Source organism: Sulfitobacter sp. BSw21498 (genome assembly GCF_006064855.1).
Classification (GTDB): domain Bacteria; phylum Pseudomonadota; class Alphaproteobacteria; order Rhodobacterales; family Rhodobacteraceae; genus Sulfitobacter.
In genome coordinates, this window is sequence record NZ_CP040753.1 from 2,774,260 (window position 1) to 2,798,405 (window position 24,146).

22 protein-coding genes are annotated in these 24,146 nt (G+C 59.4%); 13 read left to right on the plus strand and 9 right to left on the minus strand.

The features are described 5' to 3' along the window. Window positions 1-51: 51 nt before the first annotated feature. Complete coding sequence (locus E5180_RS13425; protein WP_138924826.1) at window positions 52-1,578, minus strand: DUF2125 domain-containing protein; 1,527 nt, start codon at window positions 1,576-1,578, stop codon at window positions 52-54. Window positions 1,579-1,812: 234 nt separating this feature from the next. Here E5180_RS13425 and E5180_RS13430 point away from each other — a divergent pair, with 234 nt between their 5' ends. The 3 genes from E5180_RS13430 to E5180_RS13440 all read left to right on the plus strand — a co-directional run bounded on the left by E5180_RS13430 (window position 1,813) and on the right by E5180_RS13440 (window position 4,594). Next, window positions 1,813-2,562 (plus strand): SDR family oxidoreductase, encoded by a 750-nt coding sequence (locus E5180_RS13430; RefSeq protein ID WP_093731998.1) that lies wholly within the window; start codon window positions 1,813-1,815, stop codon window positions 2,560-2,562. Next, window positions 2,559-3,194, plus strand: coding sequence for an enoyl-CoA hydratase/isomerase family protein (locus tag E5180_RS13435; protein ID WP_138924827.1), 636 nt, complete (start codon window positions 2,559-2,561; stop codon window positions 3,192-3,194). The genes E5180_RS13430 and E5180_RS13435 overlap by 4 nt, the downstream gene beginning before the upstream one ends. A gap of 197 nt (window positions 3,195-3,391) precedes the next feature. Continuing rightward, window positions 3,392-4,594, plus strand: coding sequence for a TIGR03862 family flavoprotein (locus E5180_RS13440; protein WP_138924828.1), 1,203 nt, complete (start codon window positions 3,392-3,394; stop codon window positions 4,592-4,594). On the opposite strand, the gene E5180_RS13445 is transcribed toward E5180_RS13440, so the two are convergent. The 5 genes from E5180_RS13445 to E5180_RS13465 all read right to left on the minus strand — a co-directional run bounded on the left by E5180_RS13445 (window position 4,591) and on the right by E5180_RS13465 (window position 9,808). Continuing rightward, a complete protein-coding gene (locus E5180_RS13445; RefSeq protein ID WP_138924829.1) occupies window positions 4,591-5,181 on the minus strand; it encodes a glutathione S-transferase family protein in 591 nt (196 codons plus the stop codon). The genes E5180_RS13440 and E5180_RS13445 overlap by 4 nt on opposite strands. 30 nt (window positions 5,182-5,211) lie before the next feature. Next, the gene (gene holA, locus E5180_RS13450) at window positions 5,212-6,210 is read right to left on the minus strand and encodes a DNA polymerase III subunit delta (protein WP_138924830.1); all 999 of its coding nucleotides are present in this window, start codon (window positions 6,208-6,210) and stop codon (window positions 5,212-5,214) included. Next, window positions 6,207-6,692 carry an LPS assembly lipoprotein LptE gene (lptE, locus tag E5180_RS13455; protein ID WP_138924831.1) on the minus strand — a complete coding sequence of 162 codons (486 nt, stop codon included), beginning with the start codon at window positions 6,690-6,692 and terminating at the stop codon, window positions 6,207-6,209. The genes holA and lptE overlap by 4 nt, the downstream gene beginning before the upstream one ends. Continuing rightward, window positions 6,679-9,225: a leucine--tRNA ligase gene (gene leuS / locus E5180_RS13460; protein WP_138924832.1), complete on the minus strand. Its 2,547-nt coding sequence runs from the start codon at window positions 9,223-9,225 to the stop codon at window positions 6,679-6,681. The genes lptE and leuS overlap by 14 nt, the downstream gene beginning before the upstream one ends. Before the next feature lie 85 nt (window positions 9,226-9,310). Further along, entirely contained in the window at window positions 9,311-9,808 is a 498-nt protein-coding gene (locus E5180_RS13465) for a DUF3576 domain-containing protein (protein WP_138924833.1), read from the minus strand. Between the two features lie 286 nt (window positions 9,809-10,094). On the opposite strand from E5180_RS13465, the gene E5180_RS13470 reads away from it, so the two are divergent. Further along, a complete protein-coding gene (locus tag E5180_RS13470; RefSeq protein WP_138924834.1) occupies window positions 10,095-11,066 on the plus strand; it encodes a porin in 972 nt (323 codons plus the stop codon). 103 nt (window positions 11,067-11,169) lie between these two features. Then, window positions 11,170-11,823, plus strand: coding sequence for a YggS family pyridoxal phosphate-dependent enzyme (locus tag E5180_RS13475; protein ID WP_138924835.1), 654 nt, complete (start codon window positions 11,170-11,172; stop codon window positions 11,821-11,823). A 9-nt stretch (window positions 11,824-11,832) separates the two neighbouring features. On the opposite strand, the gene E5180_RS13480 is transcribed toward E5180_RS13475, so the two are convergent. Together E5180_RS13480 and ribA are read right to left on the minus strand one after the other, a co-directional pair. Continuing rightward, on the minus strand, window positions 11,833-12,324 hold the full coding sequence (locus E5180_RS13480) for a L,D-transpeptidase family protein (RefSeq protein ID WP_138924836.1): 492 nt from the start codon (window positions 12,322-12,324) through the stop codon (window positions 11,833-11,835). Continuing rightward, entirely contained in the window at window positions 12,321-13,409 is a 1,089-nt protein-coding gene (gene ribA, locus E5180_RS13485) for a GTP cyclohydrolase II (protein ID WP_138924837.1), read from the minus strand. The genes E5180_RS13480 and ribA overlap by 4 nt, the downstream gene beginning before the upstream one ends. Window positions 13,410-13,574: 165 nt before the next feature. Between ribA and E5180_RS13490 the strand changes: the two genes are divergently transcribed. From E5180_RS13490 to E5180_RS13510, 5 genes are all read left to right on the plus strand, one after another. Then, entirely contained in the window at window positions 13,575-14,261 is a 687-nt protein-coding gene (locus E5180_RS13490) for a response regulator transcription factor (RefSeq protein WP_093731987.1), read from the plus strand. Between the two features lie 242 nt (window positions 14,262-14,503). Then, the gene (locus tag E5180_RS13495; protein ID WP_138924838.1) at window positions 14,504-15,292 is read left to right on the plus strand and encodes an exodeoxyribonuclease III; all 789 of its coding nucleotides are present in this window, start codon (window positions 14,504-14,506) and stop codon (window positions 15,290-15,292) included. A 52-nt stretch (window positions 15,293-15,344) separates the two neighbouring features. Further along, complete coding sequence (gene trxA, locus E5180_RS13500) at window positions 15,345-16,265, plus strand: thioredoxin (RefSeq protein WP_138924839.1); 921 nt, start codon at window positions 15,345-15,347, stop codon at window positions 16,263-16,265. Window positions 16,266-16,292: 27 nt separating this feature from the next. After that, on the plus strand, window positions 16,293-16,937 hold the full coding sequence (locus E5180_RS13505; RefSeq protein WP_138924840.1) for an LON peptidase substrate-binding domain-containing protein: 645 nt from the start codon (window positions 16,293-16,295) through the stop codon (window positions 16,935-16,937). A gap of 29 nt (window positions 16,938-16,966) precedes the next feature. Then, on the plus strand, window positions 16,967-17,119 hold the full coding sequence (locus tag E5180_RS13510) for a Trm112 family protein (RefSeq protein WP_171048985.1): 153 nt from the start codon (window positions 16,967-16,969) through the stop codon (window positions 17,117-17,119). A 24-nt stretch (window positions 17,120-17,143) separates the two neighbouring features. Here the strand turns inward: E5180_RS13510 and E5180_RS13515 are convergent, their stop codons facing one another. Beyond that, window positions 17,144-18,370: a UbiH/UbiF/VisC/COQ6 family ubiquinone biosynthesis hydroxylase gene (locus E5180_RS13515; protein WP_138924842.1), complete on the minus strand. Its 1,227-nt coding sequence runs from the start codon at window positions 18,368-18,370 to the stop codon at window positions 17,144-17,146. Window positions 18,371-18,459: 89 nt separating this feature from the next. Here E5180_RS13515 and E5180_RS13520 point away from each other — a divergent pair, with 89 nt between their 5' ends. The 3 genes from E5180_RS13520 (at window position 18,460) to E5180_RS13530 (ending at window position 24,018) form a co-directional block, all read left to right on the plus strand. Beyond that, a complete protein-coding gene (locus E5180_RS13520) occupies window positions 18,460-19,788 on the plus strand; it encodes an amidase (RefSeq protein WP_138924843.1) in 1,329 nt (442 codons plus the stop codon). A gap of 109 nt (window positions 19,789-19,897) precedes the next feature. Further along, on the plus strand, window positions 19,898-21,079 hold the full coding sequence (locus tag E5180_RS13525; RefSeq protein ID WP_138925226.1) for an aminotransferase class I/II-fold pyridoxal phosphate-dependent enzyme: 1,182 nt from the start codon (window positions 19,898-19,900) through the stop codon (window positions 21,077-21,079). Window positions 21,080-21,096: 17 nt separating this feature from the next. Continuing rightward, window positions 21,097-24,018, plus strand: a complete 2,922-nt coding sequence (locus E5180_RS13530; RefSeq protein WP_138924844.1) for a DNA translocase FtsK — start codon at window positions 21,097-21,099, stop codon at window positions 24,016-24,018. Window positions 24,019-24,146: the final 128 nt, after the last annotated feature.

Here is a 24,146-nt window from a genome sequence, read left to right on the forward strand (position 1 = left end):
TCGCACCTGCGCAAGGGACGCCCGTCCGTGAAGGGATGCGGCTAGAGGGCGTTATTTGATCCGCTGGCCATTCGCGAGAATCTGCCCGTCGCGGGTGAATTCGAGCTTGGATTTCAATGTATCTTCGCCCTCGGCAGGGACGGCGAACATGCCCATCATCATCCGGGCCCCCATCGCCATCTGCGCAGGCAGCAACCCCGAAGATACAAGTGTATCCATCAAGGTGTTCCCGCCCGCCAGTTTAAGATCAACTGCGCCCGACGGCTTCAGCGCAGTGGGGTCGTTTTCGTCATGGTCAAAGGTTGCCGCACCGTTGCCCGTCAACTTGGCCCCCAATGCATCCACGATCAATGCATTCAGGTTCACGCTATCCAACTGGGCAGGAACGTTTCCGGTTTCGGCCATCTTGGCCGCGGCCTCGGGATCAAAGTAATCCATCAATAGGCGTGCCTTGCCCGAGACATCCAGCGACAGGTTCGCAGGATCACGGGGCAGGGTGCCTTGGGGGTTGATCATGCCCCAGACCATATCCGACATGGTGAACCCTTCAAGGTTCAACCCAAGCGCCACGTCCTGCGCATCATCGGTCTTGAGCACCGGCGCGCTGAGATTGAACGCCGCATTGTCGAGGCCGAAGGACAGCAGGAACGGGAACTGCTGTGGTTGCACAGACAGTGCCATCCCCTGACGCGAACCGGCATAGCTCATCCCGTCGGCGCTGGTTTCAACCGTCAAGCGGCCGCCTTCAGACGCGACTGCGGCGGACATATTGCCGTTCTCGGGGTCTTCGATGTCCACCGTCAGCGTGCTGTTGCCGCTTGCGAGCGTGCCTGCGCCGGTCATGCCAGACCGCAGCATCGCTGCCATATCGCTGGCCCGTGCCACACCCAGCGGCAACCGCCCGTCGCCGTCAAAGGTCATATTGGCCGACGTGCCATTGAGCGTCGCGATGGCGGGCTCTTCGGGGTCTTTGAACCGCATATCAAAGGTCATCGACGCGACGGAGCCGTCTTGCGCATAGGCGCGCATGTCCGTCAGTACCGATTTCGACAGATATTCGACGTCATTGAGCACCACGTTCAACGTCGCATTATCGGGGCCAAAGGTTTCATCCCCCACTGTCATCTGATCAAGCGACAGGCCCAGCAGACCCGCGGCATAGGCGCTGCTCAGGTCTGTCGGTGTGCCGCTGACGCGCATGTCATGGCCTGTCTGGTTCACGGTCACTGCGGCGCGGACGCGGTCTTCGTCGGGGTCGGTCGGGGTGATCTCAAGCACCAGCGGCATCGCTTCGGGCATCACGACTGACACGGTCCCATCGTCGTTCTGCACCAGGCTCAATTGTTCAAGCGACATCGAGATTTGGGCCAGATCAGGTTCGCTTGATAGGTCAAAGCGGACATTGCTTACCGCAAGCGTGTCACCGGTCGCCTTTTCGGTCGCGGTCAGGGTGTAGCCCATGCTTTGCATATGGTCCTGCCAGTCGCGCCACACATCCTGCGGGGTGACATCTGCCAAAGCGCTGGATGATGTGAAAAGAACTGAAAGGGCGGCACTGCCAAAGAGGGGGCGGATCATGAAAAATTCCTTTATCGCAAATCGCGGGCGGCCATTCGGTGATAGCGCGGTTGCGCTAAAGGTAATCGCCCGATGCCAGCTTACAAGGCAATGCGGCCCGCGCCAATCTGCGATCTTCCGCCCGCGCGGGCGCTTTTGATTGGCGCTGGTCGATGTTGTTGCTAACGATGTCACCAAACGCCGAACGCGGTGGCCTCCGGACGGGGGCATATTGAGGACAAAGGGAATTATACGATGGATATGACTGGCAAAACCGTGATGATTACAGGTGCAAGCCGCGGGATCGGTGCCGAAGCTGCGCGGGTTTTCGCCTCCGCCGGGGCGAACGTTGTGCTGATGGCGCGGTCGCAAGATGCGATTGCTGATCTGGCTGGGGAAATCGGCAAGCAGGCCATCGCGATCCCCTGCAATGTGGCCCGTTTCGGCGAGATGTCCTCGGCTGTGGAAACTGCGCTTGGGGCCTTTGGCAGCGTTGATGTGCTAATCAATAACGCCGGCGTGATCGAGCCGATCTCGCATCTTGCCGCATCGGACCCGGACGAGTGGTCTCAGGTCATCGATATCAACCTCAAGGGCGTCTATAACGGGATGCGCGCTGTGCTGCCGGTGATGAAGAACGCTGGCGGTGGGTCAATCCTGACGATCAGTTCGGGTGCCGCGCATCACGCCATCGAAGCCTGGAGCCATTACTGCGCGTCCAAAGCGGCAGTGAATATGATGGGGCGGTCGATCCATCTGGAAGAAGCCGCAAACGGCATCCGCGCCATCGGCCTGTCGCCGGGCACCGTAGCGACCCAGATGCAACGCGAGATCAAGGCAAGCGGCGTGAACCCCGTAAGCGAGCTGGCATGGGAGGATCACATCCCCGCCGATTGGCCCGCGCGTGCGTTGCTGTGGATGTGCAGTGCCGACGCCGACACATACTGCGGCGAGGAAATCTCGCTGCGCGACGAAGGCATCCGCAAAACGATTGGTCTGGTATGATTGATTTCTACCGCGAAGGACCCGTCTGGGTTGCGACGATCAACCGGCCGGACAAAGCCAATTCCCTGACCCATGATATGCTGGTTGCGCTGGCCGAGTTCATGGAGGACGCCCAAGCCGCGCGTGCCGTGATCCTGACCGGTAATGGCAAGGTGTTCAGCGCAGGGGCCGATCTGGACGAAGCCCGCGCAGGGCTGGCCGTTTCCGACATATGGGAGCGGCTGTCCGGTGCGATTGCCGCGTTGCCGGGGCTGAGCATCTGCGCGATGAACGGGACGCTGGTCGGCGGCGCGATGGGGATGGCGCTGGCTTGCGATCTGCGGATCTGCGTCCCGAGTGCCAAGTTCTTTTATCCGGTGATGAAGTTGGGGTTCTTGCCACAACCCAGTGATCCTGCACGGATGGCGGCGCTGATTGGCCCGTCGCGTAGCAAGCTCATTCTGATGGGCGGCCAGAAAATCACCGCTGACGAAGCGCTGAATTTCGGCTTGGTGGATCGCATTGTCGCCGACGATGCGTTGATGGAAAGCGCGCGTTCTATCGTGTCCGACACCGTTGCCGCTGCGCCTGATATCGCGAGCGGGATAAAATCAATGTGCGCGGCGTCAGGGAGCCCAGCCGAGATTTTGTAACAGTCGAGCCTAGATAAACGGCACAAAGGGTACGCCGCAGCCTGCAAGTAGGGTGAGACCCGAGATGATTAAAATAATGCGCATATTCTGCCTTCTTGTTGGAATAAACACGATCGTCGTGCATTTGGTTTAAGGTCAAGTTAATGGTGTCGCTATAACAAACAGCTATATCCTTAATCCGATTGAAAGAGCATGTCATGACATCAAATATTTTTCCCGCCCGGCGCGGGGTTGTCATTGGCGCGGGGCCTGCTGGGTTGATGGCGGCCGAAATGATGGCGGCCGCAGGGCTCTCTGTCACTGTCTGCGATCACAAACCGTCGGTCGCGCGCAAGTTTCTGATGGCCGGAAAATCAGGGCTGAATATTACCAAGGCCGAAGAACACACCAAATTTTTAAACGCGTTTACGACGGCAAAAGGGCCGCTTGAACCTATTCTGAACAGTTTCGATGCGCCTGCGGTGCAAGGCTGGGCAGAAGAATTAGGGCAAAACCTGTTCACCGGAACGACGGGGCGGGTTTTCCCAACAGTGATGAAGGCGTCGCCGTTGCTGCGCGCTTGGTTGGCACGTCTTTCGGGCAATGGTGTAGAGCTGAAAACACGCTGGCGGTGGACCGGATGGGACGAAGGCACGCCGGTTTTTGATACACCTGACGGGATGCACCATCTACCGGCCGACGTGATTGTGCTGGCCATGGGCGGGGCAAGTTGGTCACGGCTGGGTGCCACTGGCGCATGGGCCTTACCCTTGCGTGACGCGGGCGTTGATATCGCCCCCTTCGCGCCTGCCAATGCCGGTATCACGATGAAATGGTCAGCGCATATGGGGGCGCACTTCGGTGCGGCGCTGAAAGGCATTGGTTTGAAATCAGGAACTTACCGGTCCCGGGGGGAGGCGGTGATCTCTGCTCGGGGATTGGAAGGGGGCGGGATCTACACGGTTTCGCGCGGGCTGCGCGAGGGGCACCCATTGATGCTGGACCTGCTGCCCGATCAAACCCGCGAGACGCTGGCAGAAAAGCTCGCTAAGCCACGAGGCAAGATGAGCCTTGCGAACTATTTGCGCAAAACGCTCAAGCTGGATGTGGCCAAGATTGCGCTGCTACAAGAAATGGCGCGGCCCTTACCGGGGGATGCTGTGGAACTGGCAAAACTGCTAAAGGCGTTGCCAGTGAAACACGCGGGATTGCGGCCGCTGGACGAAGCAATTTCCACCGCTGGTGGCGTGAAATTCGATGCGGTGGACGACGGGCTGATGCTGCGCGCACGCCCCGGTGTGTTCGTTGCGGGCGAAATGCTGGATTGGGAAGCGCCTACTGGCGGGTATCTGATTTCGGCCTGCCTTGCGACAGGCCGATGGGCGGGCCAACATGCCGCCGCTTGGGCGCATCGGGATTAATCCTCGCGGGTCGCCGCGGCCTTGAACGCAGGGCGGTCGCGCATGGATTTGGCCCAATTCCCGAGCTTGTCATCCACCCGGGCAAAGCCCGCGCCGATGGACCAGTTGATGCAGTGGGTCGCCAGCAAATCCGGTATCGTCACCTGCTCGCCCATCAGAAACGGACCGTCCAATCTGTCGGACAAATTCGCTGCGGATCGTGCGAACTCCGCTTTCAGGCTGTCCTTGATTTCGGGGACGCGCTGCTCTTCGGGGAAAACAAAGCTGTGTTTGGCGGCCGCCCAAAGGATCGCGTCCATCTCGTCGATCAGCCAAAAGGTAAGCGCATCCTGACGCGCACGCGCCGGGGTCCCGGCAGGGGCCGTTAGCGCGCCGTGTTTATCCGCAAGATACTGCATGATCGCAACCGAATCGGTCAGAACCTCATCGCCGTCGACCAGCGCCGGAATTTTGCCCGACGGGTTGTATTGCTTCGCCTCGTCCGAGCGCGGCCCGCAGGGCACATGTTCATAGGGCTGACGAAGTTCTTCGAGCATCCACATGACGCGCATCGCCCGCGATTTTGTTGCTCCGATTACCTTATACATCGACATTCCCTCCCAAAAATTACCCAGAATCTAGCGTTGTGCGCCCAGCATCGCGAGGCGGATAAAAGCGCGTTCGACCAGCGCCATTGCGGGCGCATGTTGCCCCGCCGACCGGAGCGTCAGGTCGGTATCCGTCAACACGGTCAGCGCCGTTTCAAGCTTGGCTGCCCCCCAGCTTTTGGCTTGCCGCATAGCGCGGTCTCGATCGCGCACGCCCCAGATCTGCCCGCCCGGATTGCTCGCGATGCGGTAAAGCGTGCGAAAGTGACGTGTCGCCATGATGATTAACGTGACGGCGTTTACACCCTGTGCCTGCAGCTTTGCCATCACCGGCCCGATGTCTCCTGCGCGGGCCTCGGCTACGACATGCAGAATGTCGTCGACCTCTGCTTCGGTAGAGGTGGGCGCGCAATTGGCGACATCCTCGGCGGTAAGCGGGCCTGAGTCGCTGATCTTGTAGAGTGTAATCTTATCAACCATTTGACGAAAATCGCCCGGATCCAGCACACGCGCCAATTCGGTCAGCACCCCCATGGCGTCGGGCTCTGGGCTCAGTTTTGCCTCGGCGAGCACACGTTCAATCTCTGCCCGGTCAGGCGGATTGTCGTAAATAGGGGTCGCAAAAGCATTCTTATGCGCTTCAAACGCCTTGAGCACCTTAGAGGTTTTCTTGAGATCGCCGGCTGTTACCACAATTTGCGCATCGCCCGGCTGCCAGTCGGCCAGCGCATCAGACAGGATTTTGGCGATATTGTCATTGGCATCTTCAACGAAGGCCGCGCGGGGACCGGGGAAAAAGCCGACGGCCTTTATCGCATCAAGAAGCATCGGCGCGTCACGGCGCAGATCGGCGGCCTGAATACGGGTCAGGCGCATTTCCTCTTCTGCGTTGGGACCCAATAGGTTTTTCAGAAAGCTTTGCCGCTTCAACGCGACACGCATCGCGTCGCCGCCATAGATCAAAAGCCCGGTCTTGTTCGGATCGGGCTTGGCGAAATAGGCATTCGCGTCGCGCGGGGGCAGCTTCATCGGGTCAGATCAGCCGCGTAAAGGCGTGTGACCAGCTGCTCTGCCAACATGACCATCAAACGCTTTTGCGCATCCCGTTCTGCTGCGAGGGTGGCAACAGTCGATCCGGTCGCGGAATAGCCCGTAAAGTTTTCGACATTTCCCGACGTGACAACTTGGCCGGTGGAGATGTTGCGCAAGGCGAAATCGACATCGCCGACCAAGTTATAGCGTGTGGTGTTGTCCTCGCTGTCGATCGCCAACCCCTCTTGCGAGGTATCGACCGTTAGAGCCAGCGCATAGCGGGGGCTGGCGGCGCGGCCCAACCGTGTCTCGATCTCGCGGACCAGGGTATAGGAGAACGCGTCATCCGGCGCGTCGACCTGCACCGCATTTTGCAACGCGGTACCGCTGCCGCCGGGGCCATAAACGGGTTGGAACCCGCAGGCCGCCAGCGCCAGCAGTGGCACAGCAAAAAGAAAACGGCGGTTAAGCAACGACATTGACGATCCGTCCCGGTACAACAATGACCTTTTTGGGCGTGGCCCCATCCAGGGTACGAATGACAGCTTCGTGGTTGAGCGCGATCTTTTCAACCTCTTCCTTCGACATATCCGCAGGGACCTGAATTTCCGCGCGGCGCTTGCCGTTGATCTGGATTGGCAGGGTAACGGTATCATCAACCAGCATTGCGTCGTCGGCGTTAGGCCAAGCAGAGGTGGTGATGAGATCGGCACCGCCTTGAGCGGCCCAGATTTCCTCGGACAGGTGGGGGGTCATCGGGGCCATGAGCTGGGCCAGCGTCATGATCGCCTCGCGCTGCGTGGCTTTGCCCGCCTTTGATTTTTGCAACGTCGCAGTAAAGGCGTAAAGCTTGGCAATTGCGGCGTTAAAGCCAAAGGATTCAACACCCATCGTCACGTCGTGAACGGTTTTATGCATCGCACGCAGCAGGTCATCGTCGCCCGTGCCGGCCGCACTTTCGTCCATTTCCGCGATGCGGGTGCTGATATTCCAGACCCGGTTGAGGTGCTTATAGGCGGCCTCGGCACCCGATGCAGTCCATTCGACATCGCGTTCGGGGGGCGAATCGGACAGGACGAACCAGCGGGCTGTATCGGCCCCGTAGTTCGCGATGATCCCCAGCGGGTCGACGACGTTCTTTTTCGACTTCGACATTTTGGCCGAGGGGATGATTTCAACGGGTGTCCCGTCGGCGAGTTTGCCGTCGGTCACATCCTCCGGCAGGTGGTAGACAGGCCGTCCGTTGTCACCGGGGGTCTGGTAGATTTCGTGGGTTACCATGCCTTGGGTGAACAGAGCATTAAACGGCTCGATTGCTTTTTCGGGCAAGTGGCCGGTGATCTGCATCGCCCGGGCAAAGAAGCGCGAATACAGAAGGTGCAAAATCGCGTGTTCGATGCCGCCGATATACTGGTCGACATTCATCCAGTATTCCGCATCCGCCATATTGGTTGGCGTGTCGGCGTGTGGCGCAGTGAACCGCGCGAAATACCATGAGGAATCGACGAACGTATCCATCGTATCGGTCTCGCGTTTTGCAGGTGCGCCACAGGACGGGCAGGCGCAATTGCGCCATGTCGGGTGGCGATCCAGCGGGTTGCCCGGCGTGTCAAAGCTGACATCATAGGGCAGTTCGATGGGCAGGTTCTCTTTCTTCTCGGGCACCACACCACAGGCGTCACAATGGACGACAGGGATCGGGCAGCCCCAATAGCGTTGCCGTGACAGGCCCCAATCACGCAGGCGATACTTGGTCACGCCCTGGCCTACGCCTTGCGCTTCACAGGCGTCGATGGCTGCCACGATGGCGTCTTGGCCGGTTTGCCATTTCTCGCCTGCGAATCCGCCGTTGTAATAAACTTTTTCGGATTTTGCCGGCACGAAGGGGGCGGAAAGTTTAGGGTCCGCATCTTCGTCAGGCAGGAAGGTCGAGGTGATCGGCAGCCCGTATTTGGTGGCAAATTCGAAATCCCGCGCGTCATGCGCAGGGCAGCCAAAGATAGCACCCGTGCCGTAATCCATCAGGATGAAGTTCGCGATATAAACCGGCAGTTCCCACGCGGTGTCAAATGGATGACGCACGCGCAGGCCTGTATCCATCCCGAGCTTTTCAGCGGTCTCGATCGCTTCTTCCGTTGTGCCGCCTTTGCGGCATTCAGCGCAGAAGGCCGCGATCTCGGGCGAATCTTTTTCTAGCAGCTTGGCCAGCGGGTGGTCAGGCGAGATCCCGACGAAGCTAGCCCCCAGCAGGGTGTCGGGGCGCGTGGTGTAAACCTCTATCCGGTCGTGGCCTTCGGGGGCATCGATGGTAGAGAACGCAAACTGCAGCCCGCGCGACTGGCCGATCCAGTTGGCCTGCATCAGTTTGACCTTGGCGGGCCAATTATCAAGTGTGTCCAGCGCCGCCAGCAGTTCTTCGGAGTGGTCAGAGATCTTGAAGAACCACTGCGTCAGTTCGCGCCGTTCAACCAGCGCGCCGGAACGCCAGCCGCGCCCTGCTTCGACCTGTTCGTTGGCAAGCACGGTCATGTCGATCGGGTCCCAGTTCACGATAGCATTTTTGCGATAGACCAGCCCCTCGGCCAGAAAATCGAGAAACAGCGCTTGTTGCTGGCCGTAATATTCCGGATCGCAGGTCGCAAACTCGCGAGACCAGTCAATCGACAGCCCCAGCGGTTTCATCTGGCCGCGCATGTCGGCGATGTTGCCGTAGGTCCAGTCTTTGGGGTGGCCGCCGATCGCCATCGCCGCGTTTTCAGCTGGCATCCCAAAGGCGTCCCAGCCCATCGGGTGCAATACGTTGTGGCCCGTTGCGATCTTATAGCGCGCAATGACGTCGCCCATCGTATAGTTGCGCACGTGCCCCATGTGGATGCGTCCCGACGGATAGGGGAACATTTCCAACACATAATACTTGGGCTTTTCGGCATTGCGTACCGCTTGGAACACATCGTTCTTTTCCCAGGCGGCTTGCCAGCGGGCTTCGATTTCGGCGGGGGAGTAAGAGGACATCTTGGCAGACCTTATGAACGAAAAACGCCGGGCGAGCGACTAGCGCGTGGCCCGGCGTTGTAATGGGGAAGGGACGGGTGCGGGCTTAGAATTTGGCGTCGGCGATGCGCATCTCGCGCGCTCGGCTCAGGATCGCATCCTCGACAGCACGAGAGGTCGCTTTGCTCACTGTGCGACCGCCGCGGGTTTGCAGCGCGATGTTCAAGGACCGTGCATCAAGGGCAGGGTCGTCAATCAGGACAGTCGCGCGGTAGGACTGATTGCCCCCCGGAGGCGTGCCATAGCCCGTGACGATCACCCCGGTATAGGGATCAATGGATTGCACCGGCAGGAAGTTCAGCACTTCAAGCGACGCGGACCACAGGTACTTGTTCACCGAGACGCTGGTGTCGGTATTCTTACGGTTGAAGATCGACCAGATTGTATTGTCCGAGTCCATCTCGACATAGTTCGGGTTGGTGGAGGATAGGCCCAGATTCGGGTCGCGCTCTGCGGGCGGGCCGAAGTTGAGCGCGCCGCATGCGCCAAGCGACAAGACCGCCACGAGGGCTAGTGTAGATTTGAATACCGAACTGCGCACCATCTCGACCGTCCTTTGCCTGTTTGCGCACAGGTCTATCCAAGCAGGGTTCGGTCGGCAAGCGCAATGTCTGTATATACTAGAGTATGGTGCGACTGTGCTCTTGCCTTCTGGGTCTGGGCGACTTTCGGGCGCGAATATGACTGTGACATAGCTGCATCACAGTTTTGCCCAATGTTGTGGGGGCCTCCGCGATCCTTGCCAAAACAAAGGCAAACGCTGAAAACACACTCATACCTCTACCGGATTCCCCGGTATGGGCATATGAATTCAAACCGAGGGATAACTCATGAAAAAAGTTCTCTTCGCTACAACAGCTCTGGTTGCGACCGCTGGCGTTGCAGCTGCAGACGTTACATTCGGCGGCTACGGCCGTTTTGGTGTCATCTATGTTGAAGGCGCAACAAACGAAACAACCATCACCAGCCGTTTCCGTCTGCAGATCGACGCGACAGCTGAGGCCGACAACGGCATCACCTTCGGTGCACGCGCTCGTATCCAGCAGGACAACGATGGCGACAGCAACGGTGCAAACCTCGGTGCGGATGCGGCTTCCGCAGGCGGCACATTCCGCGGTGACCGCGTTGAAACAGGCATCAACGGCATTCGCTACTTTGCTCGTTCCGGTGGTCTGGAAGTCGGCGTTGGCAACATCTACGGCGCGATCGACTCCATGCCTGGCATGTACCCCGTCGAGCTGGGCCTGACCGGTCTGTCGTATGACTACATCATCAACGGTGCAGGCGTGTATTCCGCGACATACGACTCCGATGGTAACGGCGCAGCTGGCCGCAACGGTGTTGAAGTTCTGTACGCAATGGGCGACCTGAAAGCTCACCTGTCGTACTCCGAGCTGGACCTGGTTGCGAACAACAACGACCTCGAAGGCGAGCGCATCGAAGGTTACCTTGCATACACATTCAGCGGCTGGACCGTTGCTCTGGGCCTGCAAGACTCCGATCGCGCAGCTGACACCGAGCTGGCTCTGACAGTTGGCGGTAACGTCGGCGTTGCAGACCTGACATTCGGTTATGCTGACAACGGCACCGGCGGCGACGCATTCGCGATCACCGCGGCGTTCGACATCGGCGCAGCGACACGTCTGACAGCCGTTGTTCTGGATCAAGAATCCTATTCCGACACCGTTTACGGCGTTGGCGTAACACACGACCTGGGCGGCGGTACATCGCTGCGCGGTGGTGTTCAGAACAACGCGTCCGGCAACACCGTTGCTGACCTGGGTGTTCGCTTCAACTTCTAAGTTGAACGATACAGTCTAAAAGAGGGGCAGGCCGTTGGTCTGCCCCTTTTCTTTTGCGCCAAGCTGTTGTTCTGTGCGCCCTTAACAACGAGGGCCGACTGACATGAGCTTGCACGACATCACATCCCGCATCGCCAAAGCCGAAGCCGACGCAGGCCGCACGCCGGGCAGCGTCCAATTGATCGCGGTGAGCAAGGTGCAGCCGGACGCCCGCGTGGCGGCTGTTCTGGACGAAGGCCACCGTTGTTTTGGCGAAAACCGCGTGCAAGAGGCCGAAGGCAAATGGCCCGCCTTTCAACAACAGTATGACGGAGTGGGCTTGCACCTGATCGGCCCGCTGCAAAGTAACAAAGCGCGCAGCGCGATGGAGCTGTTCGACGTGATCCACACGCTCGACCGTCCTAAATTGGCCCAAACATTCGCGCGGCTGGCGCAGGAACTGGGGCACTGCCCTGATATGTTCGTGCAGGTGAACACCGGCGAAGAGGCACAGAAGGCAGGCATTCTGCCGGCAGACGCGGATGCGTTTATCAAGGAATGTCAGTCGCTTGATCTGCCCGTGCGCGGATTGATGTGTATCCCGCCGGTCGACGAGGAAGCCGCGCTTCATTTTGCCTTGCTGGCCAAGATTGCGGCGCGAAACGGGGTAGGCGACTTGTCGATGGGGATGAGCAGCGACTTTGAAAAGGCCATCGCGCTTGGTGCGACCCATGTGCGCGTCGGCTCTGCCATCTTTGGGGAACGCAGCGCGGGCTAAGGCTGCCTGCTAGACGATCAAACGGCTATGGCGGGTCAGCTGTGTCGCTATTTGATGAAGGTGCGCGCGGGAAAAAGCGACGCAGCCTTCGGTGGGGTATCCGGGGCGGCGCTGTTGGTGGATAAAGATCGCAGATCCACGCCCCGGCACAGCATTGGGCCAGTTCCAATCGGTCAGAATCACCAGATCATAAAGCGGGTCAGCCCTACGCAGCGCTTCGTGGCTGTGCGGGTAGGGGGTTTGTACAAGGCTGTTGTACTCCGGCTGTGTCACATCATCTGACCAAAGATCGCGCAGCCCGATGGGCGCGGCCCACGGCACGGGGGCGGAGATACGGTCGGGCCGGTATAGCATCCCGACAATGCGGTGAATGCCGGCGGGCGTGGCCTTGTCGCCCTCTTGTTTGGTGTGAGTAACGCCGGTTTTGCCAATGGTGCAGGGGTACAACCGCCCTTGAAACCGGACGCCTCGCCGCGTGAGGACCAGATCGTCGGGCGTCACAGCAGGTGACCGGATTTAGCGGCTTTCGTCGCAAGGTAGGCGTGATTGTGACGGTTTTCGCCCACCTTCAATGGGACGCGCTCTGCCACTTTGACGCCGCTTGCCTCCATCATCTCGACCTTACGGGGGTTATTGGTCAGCAGGCGTACCGATGAAAACCCCATCGATTTCAGGATATCCGAGCCCAGACGAAAATCCCTTTCGTCATCTTCAAAACCCAGACGGTGGTTGGCCTCGACGGTGTCAAATCCCTGATCTTGAAGGGAATAGGCGCGCATCTTGTTGGTCAGCCCAATGCCGCGCCCCTCTTGGTTCAGATACAGCAATACGCCGTTTCCTTCGGACCCCATTTGGGCCATCGCCGCATGAAGCTGCGGCCCGCAATCACATTTCAGGCTGCCCATGATGTCGCCGGTAAAGCAGGCAGAATGCAGCCGTGCCAGTACCGGTTTGCTACGGTCGGGGCGACCGATTTCGATGGCATAATGCTCTTCTCCGCCATCATCGGGGCGGAAAATATGCAGACGCCCTGCCTCTGACACTTCCATCGGGAGGCGGGCGTTGACTACAGGATGCAGCGGGCTGCGGGCGGCGAGGATCGGTTTGGCCGCGTTCAGATCAATCACCGTCAGGCCATTTTGCACCGCGAATTGCGCGGCGTCTGTAAGGTCTAGTATCACGGCGGCGGGCAGTAGCCGTGCCGATTTTATCAGATCGATCGCCAACCCATGTGGCGTCGCATCGCCGCCGCGGGCGCAGGCAAGGGGGCCCTTCATCGGGTTGCGCAAATCGTCGGCAGGATCGGCAACGGATTTAACCCACCGCAAAGCGGCATCATGCGGCAATAGCACCCGTGCAAAGCTGCCATCATAGGCGTGCGCTTTCAGAGTTTCGGCCCGACGCGAAGTGATCGCCAGCACCGGTTGGCCGCCCAGTGCAAGCAGCCCGGTCAAGCGCGCAGGCGTCAGCGTTTCGGCGGCCATAACCAGAACCGGACGCGATCCGGCCAGTACAATGGGAACGCCCAAACGAAGATCGGCGCGGGCGCGTGCCAGTTGTTCGGTAATGTCGGGCCCAAAAACCATGATTTGTAATCTTTCATGTTATGTTGTCACATTTATTAGTGCAGATGCGCGAGGATTGAAACATTGCGCGACAATTTCGCACGGTCCTGTGATCAAATGCCTGCTGCTCTTGTGTGCACGGGTTTGTGAACACATCTGTAAGTCAGTTGTAGAGGATGAGTTGATATGGCCCAGCTAAAGAAAATTTTGCTCGTAGATGACGACGACGACCTGCGCGAAGCGCTGAGCGAGCAGTTATTGCTGACCGAAGACTTTGATGTATTTGAAGCAGGCAATGGTGCGGATGCTAAAACCCGCGCCGCCGAAGCGCTGTATGATCTGGTGATCTTGGATGTCGGGCTACCGGATATCGATGGCCGCGATCTGTGCCGCGACCTGCGCACGCAGGGCGTCAAAAGCCCCATTCTGATGTTGACGGGGCACGACAGCGACGCCGACACGATCATGGGTTTGGATGCGGGCGCGAATGATTACGTGACGAAGCCCTTCAAGTTCCCCGTACTGCTGGCGCGTATTCGCGCCCAGCTACGGCAGCACGAACAATCCGAAGAGGCGATTTTTCAGCTTGGTCCCTATACGTTCAAGCCCTCGGCCAAGATCTTGATCACCGAGGACGACAAGAAAATCCGGCTCACCGAAAAAGAGACGAATATCCTCAAATTCCTCTATCGGGCTGGGGCCGGTGTGGTGCCGCGCGATACGCTGTTGCACGAGGTCTGGGGTTATAACGCCGGTGTCACGACGCATACGCTGGAAACGCACATCTACCGTCTGCGCCAAAAGATCGAACCCGATCCTTCGAATGCGCGGATTCTTCTAACGGAATCAGGTGGATACAGAATTGTTTCTTAATTTCGGAACCCAAAGCGGGTCCGGTTGTTATTCCTTCGAGAGACGGGGTTTTCATGACCCGTCGATCGGTTTGAACCCGAAGTTTGTATCCGGGAAATGATACATACCTCCCTGTTGGACTAGGCCGGGCCTTTGTGCCCGGTCTTTTTTTGTCTGCACTCCAGAGTCTCTGGAATTCGGCATGGTGGATACCGCTCATTTCGCGGTAGGGTGTGCGCGATTTGACCCAAGGGAGCTGCCTCATGCCATTCACGCTGGCCACATGGAATATCAACTCTGTCCGGTTGCGCGAACCGATTGTGCTTAAGTTGCTGGCAGAACATGGGCCCGACGTTCTGTGCTTGCAGGAATGCAAAAGCCCCGTTGATAAGATCCCGACCGCCGCGTTTATCGAAGCAGGCTATACCCATATGGTGGCGCGTGGGCAAAAAGGATACAATGGTGTTGCAATCCTGTCGCGATTGCCGCTGGTTGATGCCGGCGGTCATGATTTTGCCACCCTTGGTCATGCCCGCCACGTTGCGGCCAAGCTCGAGAACGGGGTGACAGTGCACAACTTCTATGTGCCGGCGGGTGGCGATGTGCCTGACCGCGAGGTGAACGAGAAGTTTGGCCAAAAGCTCGATTATCTGGCGGATATGCGCGACTGGTTTCATGGCGACAAGCCCGAGAAATCCATTCTGGTCGGTGATCTGAACATTGCCCCCCGCGAGGATGATGTCTGGGACCACAAGAAGCTGCTCAAAGTGGTCAGCCACACCCCCATCGAGGTCGAAAAACTAGCCGAAACCCAGGACGCGGGCGGTTTTGTCGACGTCACGCGGCAAGATGTCCCCCGAGGCAACCTGTATAGCTGGTGGTCCTACCGTGCCAAAGATTGGGATGCTGCCGACAAAGGGCGTCGTCTGGACCATGTCTGGGCCACGGGCGATATCTCGGGTGCGGCGCATTCCAGCCGTGTGCTACGCGAAGCCCGTGGATGGGAGAAGCCCAGCGACCACGCGCCGGTCTTTGCGACATTCGACCTTTGAAATAGACAGACGCGCCCTCATATAAAGGGCAACCCCAAGCGAGGATTTTGATATGATGGATTTGAACCTTTCCCCTGTTGCCGCCGGTGATGCCGATCTGATCAAAGATACCACCGAAGCGACGTTCATGGCCGATGTCGTCGAGGCGTCGCAAACCGTGCCGGTGATTGTCGACTTTTGGGCCCCTTGGTGCGGCCCGTGCAAGACGCTTGGTCCGATGCTCGAAGACGCGGTGCGCGCGGCCAAAGGCGCGGTCAAGATGGTCAAGATCAACGTCGACGAAGCGCAGCAGATCGCGGGGCAGTTGCAGATTCAATCAATCCCGACGGTCTATGCCTTTTTCAAAGGCCAGCCTGTTGACGGGTTTCAGGGGGCCTTGCCACAATCCGAGATCAAGGCGTTTATCGATCGCGTGATCAAGGCAGGTGGCGGCGAAGCCCCTGGCGAAGAGCTTTCCGAAGCTGTGGCAGCGGCTGATGACATGTTGGCCGAGGGCGCTGCCCAAGACGCGCTGGACACCTTTACTGCGATCTTGGGCGAAGACCCGAACCACGCTGGTGCCTATGGCGGCATGGTGCGTGCGTACATCGCGCTGGAGCAGCTGGATCAGGCCGAAGCCCATCTGAATGGCGCCCCGATGGAAATTTCCAAAGCGCCCGAGCTTGAAGCAGCGCATGCACAGCTGCAACTGGCGCGACAGGCGGCGGATGCCGGTCCGGTGGCCGAGCTTCAGGCCGCGGTTGATGCCAACCCCGACGACATGCAGGCCCGTTTCGATCTGGCGCAGGCGCTTCAGGCGCACGGCGATACCCAAGCCGCCGTGGATCAGCTGCTAACGCTCTTTGGGAAGGACCGTGAGTGGAATGATGGCGCCGCCAAAACCCAGCTTTTCACTATTTTCGATGCGCTGAAAGCGAACGATCCCATTGCGTTAAATGGCCGTCGCAAACTTAGCTCGATGATATTTGCATAAGGCGGGCTGCGCCCTAGGTAATCTAACATGATACAGCAATCAGACTTGCCAGACACAATCGCGATCTTCCCGTTGTCGGGCGCTTTGCTGCTGCCGCGCTCGCGGCTGCCGCTGCACATCTTTGAACCGCGCTATCTGCAGATGATCGAAGACTGCCTGAAAACGCCGGGACGGTTGATCGGCATGGTGCAGCCTAATGTCGTGCCGGGCCGCGAAGGCCCGGGACTGCAGACCATCGGTTGCGCAGGGCGGATCACCCAGTTCTCTGAAACCGAGGACGGGCGCTATATGATCACCCTTGCGGGGATGTCGCGCTTTCGTGTGGTGAAAGAGGTCGACGGCTTTGCCCCATACCGCCGCTGCGATGTCAGCTGGGACGGGTTCGAACGCGACCTTGGCAAGGATGAACAGGACGGCACGTTCGACCGTGATACCTTCTTGAACAAACTTAGCCGCTATTTCGATGCACGCAACCTGTCGGCGGATTGGGATACGCTGCAAGAGGCCGACGATGAACTGTTGATCAACTCGCTGTCGATGATGCTTGATCTGGACAGTGAGGACAAACAGGCCTTGCTTGAAGCGCCCTCCCTGTCTACCCGACGCGAGACGCTCTTGACGTTGATCGAATACACCCTGCGGGGTGGCCAAGAAGGGGAGATGATGAATTGAACGCCGAAGAGATACAGTTTGACCGCCGCATGCTAGAGGCGTTGATTTGCCCCCGCACCCAGATGCGTCTGACCTATGATGCCGACAAACAAGAGCTGATCTCTGAAACCGCCGGCCTGGCCTATCCGATCCGCAACGGTATCCCCGTGATGCTGGTCGACGAGGCGCGGATTATCGATTGAATTTTAGATGATGCTGGCACTGCGCTATAGCGCTTTGCCCTGCATCAAACGGGGCAGGGTGCCGGTCAGCCCTGCGGCCTCGCGCATAAAGCCACGACGTGCATCGGGCAGGGCATTGATCGCTGCCATCCCCACATCACGGGCCAAACGCAGCAGCGGATTGTCGTTCGAAAACAGCCTGTTGAAGCTATCTGTCGCCAAAGCCAGCGCGGTGTTATCGAACCGGCGCCACAGCTGGTACTGTTGCAACACTGTGGTGCTGCCGATATCCTGCCCGCGTCGGTGCGCATCTGCGATGACTTCGGCCAATGCGGCGACATCGCGCATACCGGCGTTTAATCCCTGACCGGCAATCGGGTGTACGCCGTGCGCGGCATCCCCCAGCAGCGCGACACGCGTGGCCATCATCGCGTGCGCCAATGACAGGCTCAGCGGGTAGGTGTAGCGCGCGCCGGCAAGGGAGATCTCGCCCAGAAAGTCACCGAACCTCGGGCGGAGCACGTCCAGATATCCGTCGTCTGGCAGCGCGTTGATATGTGCGGCACTGGCAGCGGTTTCGCTCCAGACGATGGACGACCTGTTGTCAGTGAGCGGCAGGATCGCCAGCGGGCCGGGTGGCATAAAGAACTGGTGCGCGACACCGTGATGCGGTTTTTCGTGAGCGATGGCGCAGACCAGCGCGGTTTGCGCATAGTCCCAGCCGATCCGCTTGATCCCCGCACGAATTGCGGTACCGGATGCGCGGCCATCCGCGCCGACAACCAGCCGTGCGCGCAGGGACTTGCCGTCTGCGAAGGTCAGGGTGATACCCGAGGGTGCCGCGTCCTGCGCGACAACCGTTTCAGCATCCCGCCGCGTTATTAGTGGCTCGTTGCTGACAGCGTCCGTCAGGGCGCGCCGTAGATGGCGGTCTTCGACCATGTGGCCCATCGGCCCTTCTTCGATCTCCGCGTGATCGAAATGCATGAAGAAAGGGGAGGGGCCTTCGCCCGCGCGCCCGTCCGTCACCTTGATCTCGAGCATCGGTTGCGCGTGGGATTTCACATCATCCCATAGGCCGAGCGCGCCCAGCATCCGCGTCGACGTCAGCGCCAGCGCATAGGATCGCCCGTCAAACGCCGCATCTTCCCGCGCGGCGGCAGGCAGCCTGTCGATCAGCGTGACCCGCAGGCCGATCTGTGCCAAGGCCAAGGCAAGGGTAGGGCCGTTCAGCCCGCCACCAACGATTGCGATATCTGTATCAAAATCCATAGCTTTAGATATGGGCGTGCAGCAGGGATTGTCCATGCACGCTAGCGTCGCTACCGTCCCTTTTCCATAGCATTATTCGAGGAAACAACATGCAAGAGTGGTTATCCATGACAGCCGCAGATCTGGGACGGGGCATCGGTGACGGCCAGATTGACCCGGTTACGCTGTGCCAGACCTATCTTGACGCGATTGACGCACACCCGCTGCGGGACCGTATCTATGCCCGCGTGACGGCTGACCGTGCGCTGACCGAAGCCGGTGCCGCGCGGGATCGCGCCCGCGCAGGCCAGCGTCTGTCACTGCTGGATGGTGTGCCGATCAGCTGGAAAGACCTGTTTGACACAGCGGGCGTCGCGACAGAGGCAGGCAGCGCCCTGCTAAAAGACCGCGTGCCCGACCGCGACGCACGTGTGCTGGCGAATGCGACGGCAATGGGGCTGGTCTGTCTTGGCAAAACCCACATGAGCGAACTGGCGTTTTCGGGGCTCGGATATAACCCCAGCACCGCCACGCCGCCTTGTGTGAACGACGAAGCCGCTGTTGCGGGCGGGTCATCCTCGGGGGCCGCGGCCTCTGTCGCTTTCGGGTTAGCGGCGGCGGCGATCGGCTCTGACACGGGGGGATCGGTGCGCGTGCCTGCAGCGTGGAACGATCTGGTGGGGCTGAAAACCACATCGGGTCGTGTGTCGCTTGAGGGCGTCGTGCCCTTGGCCGCCAAGTTCGATACCGTTGGGCCGCTTTGCCGGTCGGTAGAGGATGCAAGCCTGCTGCTGGCGCTCACCGAAGGGTCAAAACCGATGGACATGGGCAGCACTGAAATCGAAGGACGCCGTTTTGCTATCCTGCGGACGGTGGCCTTTGACGATATCGATGAAGCCCCTGCGACGGCTTTCGACGATGCGGTCGCGCGGTTGAAAGATGCGGGAGCCGTGATCGAGGACATCAGCTTTGAGGCGCTGCACGAGGCGATGCCGCTCAGCGGGTGTCTCTATACTGCCGAGGCCTATGGGCTGTGGCGTGACGTGATCGAGGCGAATCCGGATGCGATGTACGGCGAAATCCTTGAACGCTTTCGTCTGGGGAAATCCCACTCCGGTCCCGATTATGTGGCGGCCTGGGCGAAAATTGATAAAATCCGCGTCGAGTACCTAAAAGCTGTGGCGGGCTTTGATGCCGTGCTGATCCCCACCGCGCCCTTGTTGCCGCCGAAACTGGACCGGTTGGAAACGGAACACGACTACTATGTTTCGGCCAACCTCATGACCTTGCGCAACACGCGTATCGGGAATCTTATGGGGCTAGCAGCAGTGACGCTGCCCACCGGCACCCCGTCTTGCGGCCTTATGCTGATGGGCACGCCCTACGGCGAAGAGCATCTGCTGCGCGTCGCCGCAGCCGCCGAGGAAGCACTGGCCTAAATGACACAAACGCTGCCCCGCGTCCTGCAATGTCTGGACGCGGGGCAAGCCCTTGGGTACTCTGGAACAAACGGGGCATGAATGATCCCGAACCCGAGGCAGTGAAATGATGTACCCCGAGCGGTTTTCGAACCTTCCGGCCCACGCGTGGCCGCGCCTGCGCGCATTGCTTGATGCGCATGAAGGCGGTGGCACGCCGATCCATATGACGATTGGCGAGCCGAAACATGCTTTTCCGGCGTGGGTCACCGATGTGATCGCGCAAAATGCGGCTGGGTTTAACAGCTATCCCGCAAACGATGGCACACCCCAGTTGCGTGGTGCGATTGCCGGATGGATCAACCGGCGCTACGGCGTGGCGGTGGACGCAGATACGCAGGTCATGCCGCTGAATGGCACCCGCGAAGGGCTGTATAACGCGGTCATGGCCGTGTGTCCGGAAACGAAGAACGGCCAGAAGCCGGCCATTCTGATGCCGAACCCGTTTTATCAAGTCTATATGATCGCCGCGATTTCCGGTGCGGCTGATCCGGTCATGGTTCCCGCGACGCGCGATACCGGCCATTTGCCCGATTTTGCCAATCTGCCCGAAAACGTGTTGAACCGGACCACAGCGGCCTATATTTGTTCGCCTGCCAACCCGCAGGGCGCTGTCGCCACCCGTGACTATTGGGCCGATCTGATCGCCTTGGCTGAAAAATATGATTTCAAGATTTTTGCGGATGAATGCTATTCCGAAATCTACCGCGACACGCCGCCCGTCGGTGCGTTGCAGGTCGCCCAAGAGGTCGGCGCTGATCCGGACCGTGTGGTGATTTTCCATTCGCTGTCAAAGCGGTCGAACTTGCCCGGACTGCGGTCCGGCTTTGCGGCATCAGGTGTCAACACCATGCGCGAGATCAAGCAGCTGCGAAACTATGCCGGTGCGCCGCTGCCGCTGCCCTTGCAAGCGGCCTCTGCTGCGGTGTGGGACGATGAAGCCCATGTGGCCGAGAACCGCGCGCTGTATGTCGAAAAATACGAAGTCGCCGACCGAATTCTGGGTAATGTTCCCGGATACCAAAGCCCCGAGGCAGGGTTCTTTTTGTGGCTGCCGGTCGAGGATGACGAGGCTGCGGCACTGAAACTTTGGCGTGAAACCGGCGTGCGGGTGCTGCCGGGCGGCTATCTGGCGCAAACCGTAAACGGCGAAAACCCCGGTAAACAGTATATTCGGGTGGCGATGGTCGCCCCAAAAGAAGAGACGACGCGCGGGATCGAAGCGATCCGCCGCTGTCTCTATCCAGAGTAAGACGAGGGATCAGAGCAATGGCATATCAGACACGTGGGCGCGACCCTTTGCTAGACACAAACATGGCAGAAGCGATCGAAAAGCGCGGCAAGGAATTGCTGGGACTTGGGTTGATAGCCCTTGGCCTGATGGCCGCGATGATGATTGGCAGCTACACCCCCGATGATCCGAACTGGATGGTTTCGACCGATGCGCCGGTTCAAAACTGGCTGGGCCGCATGGGCGCATCGATCGCGGCACCGCTGTTCATGATCGTGGGCTGGGGCGCGTGGTCTGTTGCGGCAGTCTTGCTGGCGTGGGGCGTACGTTTCGCCCTGCACCGTGGCGAAGAACGCGCAGTTGGCCGGTTGATTTTCGCCCCGATTGGCGTCGCGCTCTGTTCAATCTATGGCGCGACCCTGACGCCGGATGCGGCTTGGCTGCAAACCCACAGCTTTGGCTTGGGCGGGCTGTTCGGTGATACCGTGATGGGGGTCATCCTGACCGTTCTACCCATCGGGTCGACCTTTACGATCAAGCTGATGTCGCTGCTCATGGGCGTATCGATCCTCGTGTTCGGTGCCTTTGTCTTCGGCTTTACCCGACTTGAACTGCAACGCCTGTTCCGCTTCATGCTGGTGGGGCTGATCATGGGCTATGCCGGTTTGATGACCCTCTTGGGACGCGGTGCTTCGGGTGCGGTTTCAGCGGCACAGGGGCTTCAGTCACGTCAGCTGGAACGTCGCGAACGCAACCGCATAGAGGCCGAAGAGAACGCTGAGTTTGCTGCAAGCCAAGGGTATTATAACGATGCGTCGGCCTATGATAATGCGCCTGCACCTGCGCCCAGAACCGGTTTGCTGTCGAAGATGCCGGCACTGGTCAAACGTTCCGATCCGCTGCCCGAACCTGAATTGGTCGAAACATGGGCCGATCCGGAACTGGACGAAGGTCCGAGCGACGATCGCATCAAATCCAAGATCGCCGATGTGATTAAAAGCCGTGTGCGCAAAGGCGGCGGCGTGCACACCCCGTCCACCGCGCCTTTGACACGCGGTCGCGGGCGTGGTCCCGATCCACTGCTGCTGGATACCACAGCGCGGGGTGGCCATCGTGCAGAACCCCCGCTCACCGGCGCTCAGGCCCCCTCCCCTACCCGGGCAGAGCCCCCTTTGAGCGCAAGCCGTAGCCCTTTGATCGCCGAACGGCCTGTGCTTGAGCTGACCCCGTCCGAACCCGACTACGATGCGGATATGGCGGTTCTGGATGATGATCCAATGTTCGACAGCCAGCTGCCTTTGCAAGAGGCAGAGCCCGACACGGCCATGCAGATCCCTGTCGCGCAACCACGCAAAGTGGTGCAGCCGCTGGTCCGCAAACCGGTTCAACCCAGCAAGCAGGCTCAGGTCGAGGCGCAGCCTGCGCTGACCTTTGAGGACACGCATCCCGGGTTCGAGCTGCCCCCTCTGAACCTGTTGGAAAGCCCCGACACGGTTGAACGTCTTCACCTGAGCGATGACGCGCTGGAGGAGAACGCGCGCATGCTGGAAAACGTTCTCGACGACTATGGCGTGAAGGGCGAAATCGTCGCCGTGCGTCCCGGACCGGTTGTCACCATGTACGAACTCGAACCGGCACCGGGCCTCAAGGCGAGCCGTGTGATCGGTCTGGCAGACGATATCGCGCGCTCGATGGCGGCGTTGTCGGCGCGTGTTTCCACCGTGCCGGGCCGCAGCGTGATCGGGATCGAACTGCCCAACGAAAACCGCGAGAAAGTCGTCTTGCGCGAAATTCTGGCTGCCCGTGATTTCGGCGACAGTACCATGCGCTTGCCGCTGGCCCTGGGCAAAGACATTGGCGGGGATCCTATCGTTGCAAACCTTGCCAAGATGCCTCACCTGCTGATTGCGGGGACGACGGGGTCGGGTAAGTCGGTTGCCATCAACACGATGATTCTGTCGCTGCTTTACAAGCTGACACCCCAAGAGTGCCGGATGATCATGATCGACCCCAAGATGTTGGAACTGTCCGTCTATGACGGCATCCCGCACCTGCTGTCCCCTGTTGTGACCGACCCGAAAAAGGCCGTTGTCGCGCTGAAATGGACCGTAGGAGAGATGGAAGAGCGCTATCGCAAGATGTCCAAGATGGGCGTCCGCAACATCGAGGGCTATAACGGCCGCGTGCGCGATGCTTTGGCCAAGGGCGAAATGTTCAGCCGCACCGTTCAGACCGGTTTTGACGATGATACGGGCGAGCCGATCTTTGAGACGGATGAGTTCAAGCCCGAGGCACTGCCCTACATCGTTGTCGTCGTCGACGAGATGGCCGACCTGATGATGGTGGCAGGCAAAGAGATCGAAGCCTGTATCCAGCGTCTTGCTCAAATGGCGCGGGCCTCCGGTATCCACTTGATCATGGCAACACAGCGTCCGTCGGTCGATGTGATCACCGGTACGATCAAGGCGAACTTCCCCACCCGGATTTCCTTTCAAGTGACGTCCAAGATCGACAGCCGCACCATCCTTGGCGAAATGGGGGCGGAACAGCTGCTTGGCATGGGGGACATGCTGTACATGGCAGGCGGGTCCAAGATTGTGCGCTGCCATGGGCCATTCGTCAGCGATGAAGAAGTCGAAGAGATCGTGAACCACCTTAAGGCATACGGCGAACCCGATTATGTATCGGGCGTAGTCGAAGGGCCGTCTGACGACCAAGAGGGCAGCATCGACGCAGTACTAGGTCTTGGCGGGAACACTGACGGCGAAGACGCACAGTATGATACTGCTGTCGCCATCGTTGCAAAGGACCGCAAATGTTCGACGTCGTACATCCAGCGTAAACTGGGCATCGGCTATAACAAGGCGGCACGTCTGGTCGAACAGATGGAGGACGCAGGCCTCGTTTCGCCGGCGAACCATGTGGGCAAACGCGAAATCCTGATACCAGAACAGGGTTAACCGGCAAAATTTATCGGAACGTCATAGCGACGTTGGGGGTTGGCTTGGGAACAGGCCGACCCCTTTTGCGTTTGCGCCGTGTTAAGCGATATCCTGCTGCGTGATATCGTATATCATGATGCGAAACC